We start from the raw sequence: 14,010 nt of genomic DNA, 5'->3' as shown, positions 1-14,010 counted from the left end.
TGTGCGGAACTATGATCGAAACCACTGACGTGGGCGGGCGGAACCGACGAGCGCGGGCGCGAACACGATCGCACCGCTCAGCCGTCGGCGGCCGTCTCCGCACCGATCCTGCCGAACGTCTCCAGCAACAGCGCGGTGGCCGGTATCCGATGCTGCTCCCACAAGGCGTAGGCCGTCACCCTGCGGGGACGCAGCCCTTCCACCGGTATGCCGACCACATCGGGGTGCCGCAGGAAGGAGAGCACCAGCGAGGGCATCAACGCGATCCCCACACCCGCGGCCACCAGCCCCTGCACCGCCAGGTTGTCGTCCGTCGTGAAGGCGATGTCCGGCTCGAACCCCGCACTCCCGCAGGAGCGCAGGAAGTGGTCCCGGCATCTCGGACAACCCGCGATCCAGCGTTGTCCGGCCAGTTCCCCCAGCTCGACCGACTCACGACCGGCCAGCGGGTGCGCCACCTGCAGCACCGCCACCATCGGGTCGTCCAGCACCTCGGTCCCGGTGATGTCGTCTCCCGTGACGTCGTCTCCGGGGGACTCCTCGGTTTCGGGGTAGCTGAAAGCCAGCGCGACATCGCACTCCCCCCGACGCAGCGCCTCCAGCGAGTCGGGGGGCTCGGCCTCGCTGAGCTGGATGCGCAGCTCCGGGTGGCTTTCCGTGATCCGCGCGACCGCACTGGGCACCAGCGTGGCGCTGGCGCTGGGGAAGGCGCACAGCCGGATGCTGCCACGGCGCAGCTCGCGAACCGCGGTGATCTTGTTGGCCGCCGCGGTGAGGTCCTCGACCACCGTATCGGCGTGCCCGGCCAGGATCCGGCCCGCTTCGGTGAGTTCCAGTCCCCCGCCCGCGCGCAGGAACAGCGGAGTTCCCAGTGCTCGCTCCAGAGCTCGCATCTGCTGGCTCACGGCGGGCTGGCTGTAGCCGAGGCTGCGCGCCGCCGCCGTGTAGGAACCGGTGCGCACCACCTCGTGAAACACGCCGATGTAGCGGGGATCGACCATTACCGCAGCATACGAGCCGATCAGCACCGGACGCACCACCGTGTGACCTGCTCGCGCCGCACATCGGCAGTCGCTCAGCAGCTCCCCACCGTCCGCCTGGCGAAGTGGATCTCGGTGGCCACCTGCTTGAGGGTCTCGGCGATGACCAGTGAACCGTGCCCGGCGTCGTAGCGGTAGAACTCGAACGGCACCTCCCGTTCCCCCAGCCGGTCGAGGTAGTTCAGCACCTGCTGGATCGGGCACCGGGGATCGTTGTCCCCCGCGAGGACCAGTACCGGGGCCCGCACCCGATCGACATGGGTGATGGGGGAGCACTCGCGGTAGACCTCCGGGATCTCCTCGGGCGAACCTCCGAACAGCGCTCTGTCGTAGGCACGCAGCGGCTCCATCTCGTCGGCGAAGGCCGAGACGTAGTCGGCCACGGGCACACCTGCCACTCCACTGGCCCAGCGGTCCGGCTGGGTCCCCAGCGCGAGCAGCGTGAGGTACCCGCCCCAGGAGGCACCGGCGACCACGCTGAGCTCCGGGGTGGTCAGCCCGTGGTCGATCGCCCAGTCCTGCACCAGGGCCACGTCCTCCAGCTCGGTGAGGCCGGGGCGTCCCTCGATCGCATCGCGCCAGGCCGAGCCGTAACCGGTGGAGCCCCGGTAGTTCACCTCCACCACCGCGAACCCGGCTTCCAGCCAGGCGGCGCGGTAGGAGGAGAACCGGTCCTCGTCAGCCGCGTGCGGCCCGCCGTGCAGACTGAACACCGTGGGGAGCGGCCCGCTGCCGGCGCCTTCCGGGCGGGCGAGCAACGCGTGCACCGTGTCGTTGGGACCGTGGGGAACCGGCACGAACACGTCCTCGACCGGCTGCGACTCGGGGGGCCGAACCCCACCGGGGGTCAACAGCACGCTGTCCTCACCGCTCGACGAGAGCACCCGCACCCGGCCGGGCACGGCGGCCGAGGACCAGTTGTACTCCACGGCGCCGTCCGGCCGTACGGAAGCCGCCCCCACAGTGCCCTTCGAAGTGGGCAGCTGAACGAGCGTGCCGCTCGCTATCTCGTAGCGGTACAGCGTCGTGCGCGCCTGGTGCGTGTGCGCGATCAGCAGTGCCGAACCGTCCGGGTACCAGTCGGCCGCGACCTCACCGGGCAGGCCGAGGTCGAGTTCGGTCTCGGTGTCGGTGGCGACGTCCCAGATGAGCAGTTCCTCGCGACCGTACCGCTCGTGCGAGACGAGCAGCCTGGTGTCGCCGGAGACCGGTGCGAAGTCCAGCGCGCCCAGTCCCAGACCGGAGCCGTCCCACTTCTCGACGAGCTTCGTCCCGTCGGCACTGCGCAGTACGCGCAGCGCGGGGTGCCTGCTGTCGCCGTGCTCGGAATGGGACAGCACCAGCAGGCTCTCGTCCCAGGACATCCCCGTCAGGCCGCCGTCCTGCTCGTGCTGGTAGAGCACCGTGGGAACCGCACCTTCGCGGGAGATCCAGACGGTGACCCCGTCGTCGGTGGACATCCCGACCGCGAGCACGCTCGATCCCAGTTCCAACCCGGCCGGATACCCCGCGTGAGTGCCGGGCAGCGCCTCGACGGCTGCCGTGTCGTGCTTGTCGAACGGCTCGCTGCGCCACACGCCGAACTCGTCGCCGTCAGTGTCGTCGAACCACCAGATGTGCTCGCCGTCGGCGGCGAGCGTGCCGTGGAAAGTGCCGTTCGGCCGGTCGGTGACCTGCCGGTGGGAGTCGTCGGCGCGGTCCCAGGCGTAGAGTTCCCAGGTCCCGCTCACGTTCGACACGTACAGGCTCCGTTCCGGAGCGTCCCGTGCCCAGTCCGGCATCGAGACGCGGGGGGCGCTGAAACGCGCACGCCAGCGCTCCTCCTTGTCCGCGTCGTCGAACAGGGTCGCTGGGATCTCGGCGCTGGGATACGTGCTCACGACACCGATACTGCCCGATCGGGCAACCTCACCGGCAACGGGGATGCTGTGCCCCACGAATGGGTAGGTCCCACGACCGGATATGCCACACGATCAGGTGAGGGATACAAGCCGGTCGAAGGATTGTCACTTCGCCGACGAGTCAGGATGATCGAGACGTTTCGCGCTACCGGAACTCATCGAGAAGAAGAACTCACCGGAAAACCCGGATGCCCGGAGTCCCACGAGGAGCGCCGGGAACGACGGGTCCCGAGCACGCACAACCTCCCGCGAGCTCATGTGGAGCAGTAATGATCTACGGAATCGACGTTTCGCACTATCAGGGCTCGTTCGACATGCACCGGGCTCGGGCCGAGGATTTCGAGTTCGTGTTCATCAAGGCCACGGAGGGCACCGGATTCGTCGACGCGAGGTTCAAGGCCAATCTGGCGTCCGCGCGTGCGGCCGGGCTGCTGGTAGCCGCCTACCACTACCAGCGGGAGGACTACTCGGCGACCGCGCAGGCCGACCACGTCGCCCGGGTGGTGCCCCCCGAAGTACCGGTGATCCTGGACGTGGAGGAGGGCGGCGGTGGAACCCGACTGACCGGTGAACTGCTGGGCGAGCTGCGCGCCCGCGGCTTCGGAACCCCGTTGCTCTACCTGCCCGAGTGGTACTGGCAGCGCCTGGGAAGGCCGGACCTGTCCGGATTCCCACCACTGTGGAAATCCCGCTACCCGGACAACAACGGCGGTTACGCCAGTGAGATCTACCAACGCGTACCCGAGCACTTCTGGAGCGACTACGGCAACAATCGGGTGGCCGTGCTGCAGTTCACCAGCTCCGCCACCGTCGCGGGCCAGCGCCCCGTCGACGCCAACGCCTACCGGGGGACCCGTCAACAGCTGGAAGCACTGCTCGATCCACGGGGAGAAGACATGCGTGACGACGAACGAAACGCCATTTTCAGCATTCTGGAACAACTCACCGGCAGCCGCGTGCCCGGCCAGTACCCCGGTTGGAAGTCCCAGGTGAACAGCGAGGTGAGCCTGACCACCCTCGATTTCATCAGGGCCATCGACAAGCACACCTTCCGGCTGCACCAGCGGTACGCCAAGAACGCCGCCACGACACAGCAGGAAGGCAACGGGCACGAGCAGGAGGAGGCGGCCGAGCAGGTGCTGCGCACGATGATCTCCGAGGCGGTCACGGCTTCGCTGGGAGCCGACGATCCGCGGCACGAGGACGTGGTCGACGCCGTTACGGCACGGCTGAGCGCGGCGGTGCCGTACCAGCAGGTCGAAGCGACCCGGAGTGACAACTGAGGGGAGTGACAACTGAGGGTTCGCGCTCGAGTGACGGAGCCGCTCCCCGGTGGAATCTCCGGGGTGCCTCACCACGGGCGCCCCGACATCGGGTAGGCCCGGAGCCGGGCTGGACACAACACCCGGGTAAGCCAACGAAAATCCGGCTGCCGACTCCGGAAGAGTCGACAGCCGGATCCTTGTTGTCGGGGTGGCGGGATTTGAACCCACGACCTCCTCGACCCGAACGAGGCGCGCTCCCAAACTGCGCTACACCCCGGTACCCCACCGAAACCATCGAATCGGCGGTTACCACTGGCTGTGCCGACAACGCGGTGGATCACCGTGCGACGGCACGACAAAGTCTATCCCACGCCCGTGCCGGATTCGACAGGGGTCCCCGTAATGGAGTGAGCGGGGTGCTCCTCGGACCGCTGCGAACGCGGTACCAGCGTCAACAGCGTCGCCTCCGGCGGGCAGGCGAACCGCACGGGGGCGTAGGGCGAGGTTCCGAGCCCGGCCGAGACGTGCAGCCGCATGTGCTCACCCCACTCGGAGGGCCCCTTGGCGCGCCCCCGGTCCAACTCACAGTTGGTCACGATCGCGCCGAAGCCCGGGACGCAGAGCTGCCCGCCGTGGGTGTGCCCCGCGAGCACCAGGTCGTAGCCGTCACCGTCGAAGGCGTCCAGCACCCTGGGTTCCGGCGAGTGGGTGACGCCCAGACTCAGCCCAACCTCGGCGGGCGGCTTCCCCTCGATCTCCGAGTAGCGGTCCCGCTTGAGATGCGGATCGTCCAGCCCGGCGGTGTGAATGGTGACCCCACCCACCGTCAACTGTCGCCGCCGATGTGTCAGATCCAGCCAGCCGCGTTCCGTCATGGCGGCACGCAGATCCCGCCACGGCAACGGCCTTCCCCTGATGCGCTTCTTCTTGCCGGAGGGCAGCAGATACCGTGCCGGGTTCTTGGGTTTCGGGGCGTAGTAGTCGTTGCTGCCGAACACGAACATCCCCGGGCGATCCAACAACGGCCCCAGCGCCCGCAACACCGCCGGGACGGCCTGCGGATGCGCCAGATTGTCGCCGGTGTTGACGACAAGGTCGGGTTCGAGCTCGTCGAGCGCGGCGACCCAGCGCTGCTTGGAGGTCTGGTTCGGGGTCATGTGCAGGTCCGAGATGTGCAGCACCCGAAGCCGCGGACTCGACTCTTCGAGTACCGGCAGTGTGGCCTTGCGCAGTGTCCAGTGCGTGCGCTCGATTCCCGCCGCGTAACCGAGCGCCGAGGCCCCGAGAGCACCGGTGGCGAGCAGAGTACGACCGAAGGTGTTCACAGCGCCCAGCCTACGAGAACGCACAGATCCGAGCCGCGTGGCGGTCATGTGTTCCCGCCCCCGTCGGGACTCCGTTTCGCGGGCGCGGCGATTTCTCGCGAAATCGACACCCCGGTACGGCGGCGTGCCCCGAGCTCCGTCGATTTCTCGCGAAATCGCCGGGCCTACGGTGCTCCCGAAGCCGAGCTCCCACCACGCCCGCGGGCCGAGCCCCACCACCCTCGCAACCAGAGCTCCGACCACTCACGCAACAGGCACCGCCGCGGGTTCTCCGGTGCGGCTCTCGCGAGGAAGGTCCGACGTTGTGTAGTAACTACCCGATGTCGGGCCTCCCCGGAGCGAGAGCCGCACCGGAGGTTCCGCTACAGCACCAACTACGAAAACCGAGAGGCCCCGCACTCCATCTCTCCGGGATAATCGGGCCATGTCCGAGTTGAAGGAACGCCTGCGGGCCGACATGACCGCGGCGATGAAGGAACGGGAAACCACCCGCACCGGGGTGCTCCGGATGGCGCTGTCCGCGATCGGTGCCGAGGAGGTTTCCGGGCAACAGGCACGCGAGCTCTCCGACGAGGAGGTTCGGGGGGTTCTTTCCAAGGAGGTCAAGAAGCGGGACGAATCCGCCGCGGCTTTCGAGTCGGCGGGGCGTGCCGAACAGGCGGCGGCTGAGCGCGCCGAGGGTGACATCCTCCGGGAGTACCTGCCCACGCAGCTCGACGACGAGGAACTCACCCGCTTGGCGAAGGAGGCGGTGAGCGAGGTCGCGGCCGAGATCGGTGAGACGCCGGGTCCGAAGCAGATGGGTCAGGTCATGAAAATCGCGAACGCCAAGGTCGCGGGGCAGGCCGAAGGGGGCAGGGTCGCGGCAGCGGTGAAGGCCGAACTCAACGGCTGACCCCCACCCCATCGAAGCTTTCCCCGATCACCCCGCACGGAGCGCTGGGCCGTCACGAAGCGCTCGGGTGGCGGAACCACCCGAGCGCTCCACGAGGCCCGTACCGGAGAGCTGGAGCCCGCCCGAGAGATGGGGCTCGCCCGAGAGATGGGGCCCGATCGGAGAACTCCGGTCACCCGCCGGAGTCCTCCTGCGGCTGTGGCGACGGCTGCCCGCCCCCGCCGTTTCCAGAACCACTGTCGGGACCGTTACCCCCGCGTTCACCATCGCCGGTGCTTCCGCCTTCCTCCGGGCTCTCCCCCTGGGAAGGCGGTTGCGCGGCGACGGTACGAGGTGGCGGGATGTAGCCGCTGCTGACCGAGAGCAGCACCGAGGTGCCGCTCTGGGCGATACCGCGCGGCGACTGGCTGATCACCGTTCCCTCGGATTCACTGCTGCTGACGGTGCGCCGTTCCACCTCGTAACCCGCTTCGCGCAGTTTCTTCGCGGCTTCGTCGGCGGACATGTCCACGACTTCGGGAACCTGTTTCCCGGAACCGCCGTGCCGGTAGCGGTCGGTGGTCGACGGCAGCTCCGCCACGGGCAGTCCCTCGTGCGCGGTCTTCATGGCACGCATCCAGGTCTTGGCGGGAATGGTGCCACCGTAGATGTTGCCGCTGCCGCAGACCGTGGGAGGACTCCCCAGGCAAATCCCCATACCTGGTGACTCGGGCCGGTCGATGTAGGTGAGTACGGCGCCCGCCAGCTGCGGGGTGGCACCGATGAAGGCCGCGGACCCGAAGGTTTCGGTGGTACCGGTCTTGGCGGCGGTGGGCCGGTTCCACCCCGTGGCACCGGCCGCACGCGTGGCGGTACCGGAAATGGTGTCGTCGGACATTCCGACGGCCATCGCGTCCGCCAGCTCCCGGTCGACGGCCTGTTCACAGGGTTTCTCGGTGATCGAGACCCGATTGCCGTTGCGGTCGCGGATGCTCTTGATCGGGGTCGGTGGGCACCAGACACCACCGCTGGTGATCGTCGCGGAGGCGTTGGCCAGTTCCAGTGGACTGGTGGGGCTGAAGCCCAGGGTGAACGCGCCGATCTTGCGCTGTTTGATCTCTTCGGCCTGGGTACGTTCGCGAGCGCGGTCGGCGACCATCGGCACGCCCGCCAGGTCGTGACTGTTGAGCGTCCGGCGCATCCCCAGCCGGGAGGCCATCTCCACGGTGTTGTCCAGCCCGGCACGCTCCTCCAGGATCACGAAGGCCGTGTTCGGCGAGGTCGCCAGCGCTTCCTGGATCGAACGAGAACCGGCTCCGACTCCCTCGGCGTTACCGACGGTGTAGGGGTTGGTCCCGTTGCTGAACTCGACCGAGGTGTAGGAGCCGGGTGCCGGGACGACGTCCTTGATCCCCATGCCCGCTTCCAGGGCGGCCGCCGCGGTGAAGGTCTTGTACACCGAACCCGCGCCGGGTGGTGCCATGGAGCTGGGCAGCGCGTATGCGCTCTCACCCTGCTGCTTGTCGAAACCGAAGTCGCGGTTGGCCACCAGCGCGCGCACCTGGTGTTTGTTCTCGCCGGGCTCCACGACGGACATGACGTTGGCGATCTGGTCGCTGTCCTTGGGCACGCCCTGCTCGGCCGATTCCTTTGCCGCGGCCGTGACTCCCTGGTCCAACGTGGTCCGGATCGTATAGCCGCCACGGCGCAGCTGGTCCATGGAGAACCCCGCGCGTTGCAGGTAGTTCTCCACGTACTTGCAGAAGAAGCCGTTCTGCGCGCCGGCACCGACGCATCCGTTGGGCAGCTTGTCGATGGGTTGTTCGATCCCCAGCGGGGACTCCTTGGCCTCCCGAGCGGCCTCCTGGGTGATCCTGCCCTGCCGAGCCATCGCGTCGATGACCAGCCCGCGCCGGAACATCGCCTCCTTGGGCTGGGTCACCGGGTTCAGCGAGCCCGGACGGTTGACCACACCGGCCAACAGCGCGGCCTGCGAAATCGTGAGTTCGTCCGGCGTCGTTCCGAAGTAGGCGTGTGAGGCAGCGCCGATACCGTAGACGCGGTTGCCGTAGGGAACGACGTTGAGATAGCGGGTGAGTATCTCCTCCTTGCTCAACCGCTTCTCCAGCTGGAGGGATACCCGGATCTCGCGCAGCTTGCGCGCCACGGTCTGCTCGGTCGCCTCGGCCTGTTTGACGGGATCTCCCGCCGCGGTGACGTGCACCAGGTAGTTCTTGACGTACTGCTGGGTGATCGTGGAGGCGCCCTGGGTGATCCTGCCCGCCACCTGGTTGCTGACGAAAGCACGCACCGTGCCCGGCCAGTCCACACCTTCGTGTTCGTAGTACCGCTGGTCCTCGATGGCCACCATCGCCGCTTTCATCGTGTCGGCGATCTCGTCGGAGGTGGCCGGTGTCCGGTACTGCTCGTACAGATAGGCGATCGGATTGCCCTTCCGATCCTTCACCGTCGAGACCAGGGGTGGTTGTTCGGTGAGCAGTTCGGTGGAGATCCGGTTCACCGCGTCGCCGGCACGATTGGATATCACCCCGAGTGCTCCCGCCGCGGGGAACACCATGCCGGCGACCAGGACACCGGCCAGCACACACAGACCGAACAGCTTGAGCACGCCATTACGTAGCCGCACGAGGTAAACGGTAAGCCGAGTCGCGCTACGCGACTCGCTGTCACGGTCAATAACCCCCGATGTGATGAGCGTGAAAGAAAATTCCCACGAAAGTCGGTTGGCTACGGAACCGAGATCTTCTAGTGTGCGTCCACGTCTAGCGACAGGTTTCGTAGCGTGCCGCGGGCACGTCACGACGGCCGGTGCCGGGGGCCCGGAGGTTGCATGGTCGCCGACGATCCAGTGAGGAGCTGGGGGCTTTGATGTTGGAACAGGGGGACTGGCGGGTGAACGCGGCATGCCGCGACAAGAACCCGGACCAGCTTTTCGTACGAGGTGCGGAGCAGCGCAAGGCACGCACCATCTGCTTCGGATGTCCCGTCCGTACCGAGTGCCTCGCGGAGGCGCTGGACAAACGAATCGAGTTCGGTGTCTGGGGCGGAATGACCGAACGGGAACGACGGGCGCTGCTGCGCAGACGCCCTGATGTGCGCAACTGGCGTGAGCTGCTCGAAGCCGCGCGGGAGGATTACACCCAGGACATCGACGCCTACCAACTGGGCTGAAAACTGTCGGCGGCGCGGGTTTCGTAGCTGGTTGAGAGGCGGAACCTCTCGCACGGCTCTCGCTGCGGGGAGGCCCGACATCGGGTAGCGACCTACACAACGTCGGGCCTTCCTCGCGAGAGCCGCACCGGAGAACCCGCGGCGGTGCCGGTGGCCAGGGTGGTCGGAGCTCGGCCCGCGGTCGGGGCCCGCGATTTCGCGAGAAATCGACGGAGCCCGGGGGGCCGCGCTGCGCAGCAACACGGTCGCGTCGCGACGACGGTCTCGAGGCGGAAATTTCCCGAGGAATCGACGCGCGGTGCGGGACGGCCTCACTCCCGGGCGAGTCGGCGGCCGATCTCGCGCAGCCCGTACTGGTCGTGCACCTCGTCCGCCAGGGCGGGAACGCTGCCGAGCTCGACTTCCGGATGCGCCCTGGTGAACCGGGCCAGCAGACGTTTCTCCCGCTCCGCGACCGCGACCCGGTCGGCGTGCAACCGGAGAACCGAGGCTGCCAACGGGGCGGAACCGGCTGTTTCGAGTTCCTCGGCGGCCGACAGCGCACGCGCGGCCGCCAGATCGGCCAGGACCGGATGGGTACGGTTGGCGACCATGCCCGCCAGCGGCATGTGCTCCGTGGACAGCCGTTCCACGAAGTAGGAGGCCTCCCGCAGCGCGTCCGCTTCCGGGGCGGCCACCACCAGGAACCGGGTACCGCTGGAGCGCAACAGCCGGTAGGTCCGGTCCGCTCGCTCGCGGAAGCCGCCGAACGTGGAATCGAACGCCTGCACGAAGGCAGCCGCGTCGGCGAGCAGCTGGCGTCCGACGATCGTGGAAACCGCCTTGGCGAACATTCCGAATCCGGCTCCGACGATTCTGCGTATGCCCTTGCCGCCCGCCTTGGCCGGGCTGGCCAGCATCCGGATGAGCCTGCCGTCCAGGATGGTGGACAGCCGCTGCGGAGCGTCGAGGAAGTCCAGCGCGGAGCGACTCGGCGGGGTGTCCACCACGATCAGGTCCCAGGTGTCCTCGGTGACCAGCTGGCCGAGCTTCTCCATCGCCATGTACTCCTGCGTCCCGGAGAACGAACTCGACACGGTCTGGTAGAAGGGGTTGTCCAGGATCTGGCGCGCGCGGTCACGACCGGCGTGCGCCAGGACCATGTCGTCGAACGTCCTGCGCATGTCGAGCATCATGGCGTGGAGCTCGCCGGACTCGCCCTGCTCCAGGTCGACCTTCCGGGGAGTGTTGTCCAGTTCGGCCAGCCCGAGCGCCTGCGCCAGTCTGCGCGCCGGGTCGATGGTCAGCACCACGGTCTTGCGACCGCGTGCGGCTGCCCGGATCCCCAGGGCTGCCGCGGTGGTCGTCTTGCCGACTCCGCCGGAACCGCAGCAGACGAGGACGCGGTTGTCCGGGTCGTCGAGCAACCGGTCGATGTCGAGCCGATCCGGGCCGGGGGGTGTGTTCATCGGCTTCCTCCGACACCGCGCGCGACCAGCCCCTCCGCCAGTTCGTAGAGCGCCGCGACGTCGATCCCGTCGACGTAGTCGGGTAGTTCGACGAACGGCAGCGAGGTGTTGTCCAGTTGTTCCCGGGCCGAGAGTTCGGCGCTGGCCCGGCCGGCGTGTTCGATGGTCTCGGCCACCAGACCGTCGAGCACCTCGACGTCCCAGTCCAGCCCGGCCGAGCGCAGTCCATCGCGGATCCTGGTCGCGTCGACCCTTCCCCCGGCGGCGGCCAGCACCGAGCGGGTGGCCAGCCGGGAGGGCCGTACGCGGTTCAACAGCACCGCGCCCGGGCGCAGTTCGGCCGCGTCGAGCTCCTCCACTGTTTCCAGGGTTTCCCGCATCGGCAGCTGCTCCGGCAGGGTGACCAGGTGCACCACGGTGTCGGAGGAGTGCAGCAGGCCCACCACCTCCTCGCTCTGCCCGTGGATGGGTCCCATCCTGGCCAGGTCGGCCATGGCGCGCGTGACGTCGAGGAATCGGACGATCCGGCCGGTGGGTGGTGCGTCCACGACCACCGCGTCGTAGGTGTGTCGCCCGTTGGTGTCGGTCCGGCGCACGCACTCCTTGAGCTTTCCGGTGAACAACACGTCCCGCAGTCCGGGGGCGAGCGTGGTGGCGAACTCGATCGCCCCCATCCTGCGCAGCGTGCGCCCCGCGACGCCGAGGCTGTAGTACATGGCCAGGTACTCCAACAGGGCGGCTTCCGCCTCGATGGCCAGGGCCCGGACCTCGCCTCCGCCCGGAGCGGCGGCCAGCCTGCGTTCGGAGTACTCCAGCGGCGGTGTGTCGAACAGCTGGGCCAGCCCCTGTCTGCCCTCGACCTCGGCGAGCAGCACCCGGCGGCCACCGGTCGCCAGCGCGAGGGCGAGCGAGGCGGCGGCTGTGGTCTTACCAGCACCGCCCTTACCGCTGACGAAGTGCAGCCTCGCCCGGTCGAGTTCGCGGTCCCATTCAGAGCTCACACGATCAGCCTAAGCTTATCCGGGGCTCACTGTCCGCTCGTCCTGTCCGTTCGTCCTGTCCGTTCGTCCTGTCCGTTCGTCCTGTCCGTTCGTCCTGTCTGTCCCTTCGTCGGGGCCTCGGGGAACCGTGCGGGAGGACGCACCGTCGACCGCGCCCGGCTCCGAACGAGCCCCGATCGGGCCGATCCGCTGCCTGACCGGGCCGGTTGCCGATCCGAGGAACAATCTCCCGGAGCCGGCACTTAGGGTTGCGGCATGACCAAGTGGGAGTACTCGACAGTGCCGCTGCTCAGCCACGCGACCAAGCAGATCCTCGACCAGTGGGGCGATGACGGCTGGGAGCTGGTCGCCGTTCTGCCGGGACCTACCGGCGAGCAGATGGTCGCCTACATGAAGCGCCCGAAGGAGTAACGACGGATCGAGTGATTTCCCGGTGCCGTTCCCATCCGCGAGGATGGGAACGCCCGGTTCCGTAACGCAGCGGGGCCGTTTGGCGAGTCCCGGAGAGATTGGTGTCCGCGATGGGCAACTGGACCGCCCGTTTGACCGAGCTCGGAGTGGAGCTTCCCGAGGTGGCGAAGCCCCTCGCCTCTTACGTCCCCGCGGTGCGAAGCGGGAACCACGTCCACACCGCGGGACAGCTACCCCTCGTGTCGGGAACGTTGTCGGCCACAGGGAAGGTGGGTGACGACGTCGACCCGGACACGGCACGGCGTATGGCACGTATCTGCACGCTGAACGCCCTGGCAGCGGTAAACAGCGTGGTCGAGCTGGACTCGTTGGCCGGAGTTGTCAAAGTGGTCGGTTTCGTCGCTTCGGCGGAGGGATTCACCGGCCAGCCCTCGGTTCTCAACGGCGCCTCGGAACTGCTCGGGGAGGTGTTCGGCGAATCCGGTGCGCACGCGCGCTCGGCGGTGGGGGTGGCCGAGCTCCCGATGGGCGCTCCGGTCGAGGTGGAGCTGATCGCCGAGATCGCCGACGGGCACTGAGCCCGTGGACCCCGTGTGGGAGGACAACTGTTCCCGGCCGCGTTCGCTCGACCACTCACACGTCGTGCGGCCATCGCACCGCGCCTCGGCGACGAACCACAACGCGCACTCACTCGTCCGAGTGAGGGCTGTTTATAGTGAGCTGTGAGTAACAAGGCCGGATGCGTGCTGCGGGTTGATCGCAGACATTTCCACGGGAAAATCACCCATACGGATGAAAACGCCGATGACTGTCCGACGCAGCGTGCTGGGGCATCGCCCCGAAGGGGATGACTGACGTGGCCGACCGAGACACCAGCCTGTTGTGTCACGAGCTGTTGCTCCGACTCGCGGGCCGTATCCCGGACGAGTCACTGTGGCGCTACCGGGACTGGCTGGCGGGCGACGCCGGGGACGTGATGGCCGTCTCGCTGCCGAAGCAGCTGGTCCGGGAGCGCATCGGCCTGACCGACGGCGACCACCGGCTGCTCTCCGAAGCCCTGCTGCCGATGGGGGCCGATCCGGCCGCGGTGGGAGCGATACTTCCGGAGGAGGGCACGCCGCGACGACGTCACACGTTCACGGCGGCGGCTCCCGGCGACGACAAGGGCGACTCCACCGCGCTCGTGCTGGGAGCGACGCTGCGCGGGCGGTCCGACGTGGGCGAGGTCCGCGACAGCTGGCGCCGCGACACCATCGCGTCGAGCTCGGAGCCGGAGCAGCGCGTGATACTGGTCAACACCGGCGGGAACCCCGTGGAACTGGCCGGTGAGATCCAGCGAATCCTGCGCGCGCTCGGCAACCACACTCCCATGGTGGAGGCGCTTCCGACGAACATCGATCCCCCCGAGTACCACGAGCGCGCCCTGACGGCCTCGAATCTGATCTGCACCGGCAGTGGCGAACTCGTGGGCTCGAACTGAGCACCGGTGACCGGCACCGCGCACTCCGACGTCTCGTGACGAGTCCCGAACAGACCCCGCTGCCCCGCATCTC

12 protein-coding genes and 1 tRNA gene are annotated in these 14,010 nt (G+C 68.1%); 6 read left to right on the top strand and 7 right to left on the bottom strand.

The window, feature by feature from the left end:
* Positions 1-77: 77 nt before the first annotated feature.
* Positions 78-1,001 (bottom strand): LysR family transcriptional regulator, encoded by a 924-nt coding sequence (locus J2S53_RS17650; protein WP_456241893.1) that lies wholly within the window; start codon positions 999-1,001, stop codon positions 78-80.
* Positions 1,002-1,075: 74 nt separating this feature from the next.
* Complete coding sequence (locus J2S53_RS17645; protein WP_456241892.1) at positions 1,076-2,920, bottom strand: prolyl oligopeptidase family serine peptidase; 1,845 nt, start codon at positions 2,918-2,920, stop codon at positions 1,076-1,078.
* Between the two features lie 290 nt (positions 2,921-3,210).
* Here J2S53_RS17645 and J2S53_RS17640 point away from each other — a divergent pair, with 290 nt between their 5' ends.
* On the top strand, positions 3,211-4,224 hold the full coding sequence (locus J2S53_RS17640; protein ID WP_456241891.1) for a glycoside hydrolase family 25 protein: 1,014 nt from the start codon (positions 3,211-3,213) through the stop codon (positions 4,222-4,224).
* Between the two features lie 185 nt (positions 4,225-4,409).
* On the opposite strand, the gene J2S53_RS17635 is transcribed toward J2S53_RS17640, so the two are convergent.
* A tRNA-Pro gene (locus J2S53_RS17635) sits at positions 4,410-4,483 on the bottom strand.
* Between the two features lie 85 nt (positions 4,484-4,568).
* The gene (locus J2S53_RS17630; RefSeq protein WP_130468844.1) at positions 4,569-5,531 is read right to left on the bottom strand and encodes a metallophosphoesterase; all 963 of its coding nucleotides are present in this window, start codon (positions 5,529-5,531) and stop codon (positions 4,569-4,571) included.
* Positions 5,532-5,955: 424 nt separating this feature from the next.
* Here J2S53_RS17630 and J2S53_RS17625 point away from each other — a divergent pair, with 424 nt between their 5' ends.
* Positions 5,956-6,426, top strand: a complete 471-nt coding sequence (locus J2S53_RS17625; protein ID WP_092980315.1) for a GatB/YqeY domain-containing protein — start codon at positions 5,956-5,958, stop codon at positions 6,424-6,426.
* 172 nt (positions 6,427-6,598) lie between these two features.
* Here J2S53_RS17625 and J2S53_RS17620 read toward each other — a convergent pair whose 3' ends face one another.
* The gene (locus J2S53_RS17620) at positions 6,599-9,052 is read right to left on the bottom strand and encodes a penicillin-binding protein (RefSeq protein WP_456241890.1); all 2,454 of its coding nucleotides are present in this window, start codon (positions 9,050-9,052) and stop codon (positions 6,599-6,601) included.
* Between the two features lie 242 nt (positions 9,053-9,294).
* Between J2S53_RS17620 and J2S53_RS17615 the strand changes: the two genes are divergently transcribed.
* Entirely contained in the window at positions 9,295-9,597 is a 303-nt protein-coding gene (locus tag J2S53_RS17615) for a WhiB family transcriptional regulator (RefSeq protein WP_092628233.1), read from the top strand.
* 311 nt (positions 9,598-9,908) lie between these two features.
* On the opposite strand, the gene J2S53_RS17610 is transcribed toward J2S53_RS17615, so the two are convergent.
* Positions 9,909-11,045 carry an ArsA family ATPase gene (locus tag J2S53_RS17610; protein WP_456241889.1) on the bottom strand — a complete coding sequence of 379 codons (1,137 nt, stop codon included), beginning with the start codon at positions 11,043-11,045 and terminating at the stop codon, positions 9,909-9,911.
* A complete protein-coding gene (locus J2S53_RS17605; RefSeq protein ID WP_456241888.1) occupies positions 11,042-12,046 on the bottom strand; it encodes an ArsA-related P-loop ATPase in 1,005 nt (334 codons plus the stop codon). The genes J2S53_RS17610 and J2S53_RS17605 overlap by 4 nt, the downstream gene beginning before the upstream one ends.
* Positions 12,047-12,301: 255 nt before the next feature.
* Here J2S53_RS17605 and J2S53_RS17600 point away from each other — a divergent pair, with 255 nt between their 5' ends.
* The 3 genes from J2S53_RS17600 to J2S53_RS17590 all read left to right on the top strand — a co-directional run bounded on the left by J2S53_RS17600 (position 12,302) and on the right by J2S53_RS17590 (position 13,937).
* Positions 12,302-12,457 (top strand): DUF4177 domain-containing protein, encoded by a 156-nt coding sequence (locus J2S53_RS17600; RefSeq protein ID WP_092628230.1) that lies wholly within the window; start codon positions 12,302-12,304, stop codon positions 12,455-12,457.
* Positions 12,458-12,567: 110 nt separating this feature from the next.
* Positions 12,568-13,035, top strand: a complete 468-nt coding sequence (locus J2S53_RS17595) for a RidA family protein (RefSeq protein ID WP_092980465.1) — start codon at positions 12,568-12,570, stop codon at positions 13,033-13,035.
* Positions 13,036-13,304: 269 nt separating this feature from the next.
* Positions 13,305-13,937 carry a hypothetical protein gene (locus tag J2S53_RS17590; protein ID WP_456241887.1) on the top strand — a complete coding sequence of 211 codons (633 nt, stop codon included), beginning with the start codon at positions 13,305-13,307 and terminating at the stop codon, positions 13,935-13,937.
* The last annotated feature ends 73 nt before the right edge of the window (positions 13,938-14,010 follow it).

The organism is Actinopolyspora lacussalsi (assembly GCA_030803735.1).
Classification (GTDB): domain Bacteria; phylum Actinomycetota; class Actinomycetes; order Mycobacteriales; family Pseudonocardiaceae; genus Actinopolyspora; species Actinopolyspora lacussalsi.
Note: the sequence above shows the minus strand (reverse complement) of the source record. Positions and strands in the feature narration are given on the sequence as shown.

What these genes read in the sequence shown, in the direction of transcription:
- J2S53_RS17610 (WP_456241889.1), bottom strand. Translation starts at nt 11,045, where the DNA reads ATGAACACACCCCCCGGCCCGGATCGGCTCGACATCGACCGGTTGCTC.
- J2S53_RS17595 (WP_092980465.1), top strand. Translation starts at nt 12,568, where the DNA reads ATGGGCAACTGGACCGCCCGTTTGACCGAGCTCGGAGTGGAGCTTCCC.
- J2S53_RS17600 (WP_092628230.1), top strand. Translation starts at nt 12,302, where the DNA reads ATGACCAAGTGGGAGTACTCGACAGTGCCGCTGCTCAGCCACGCGACC.
- J2S53_RS17650 (WP_456241893.1), bottom strand. Translation starts at nt 1,001, where the DNA reads ATGGTCGATCCCCGCTACATCGGCGTGTTTCACGAGGTGGTGCGCACC.
- J2S53_RS17590 (WP_456241887.1), top strand. Translation starts at nt 13,305, where the DNA reads ATGACTGACGTGGCCGACCGAGACACCAGCCTGTTGTGTCACGAGCTG.
- J2S53_RS17615 (WP_092628233.1), top strand. Translation starts at nt 9,295, where the DNA reads ATGTTGGAACAGGGGGACTGGCGGGTGAACGCGGCATGCCGCGACAAG.
- J2S53_RS17640 (WP_456241891.1), top strand. Translation starts at nt 3,211, where the DNA reads ATGATCTACGGAATCGACGTTTCGCACTATCAGGGCTCGTTCGACATG.
- J2S53_RS17625 (WP_092980315.1), top strand. Translation starts at nt 5,956, where the DNA reads ATGTCCGAGTTGAAGGAACGCCTGCGGGCCGACATGACCGCGGCGATG.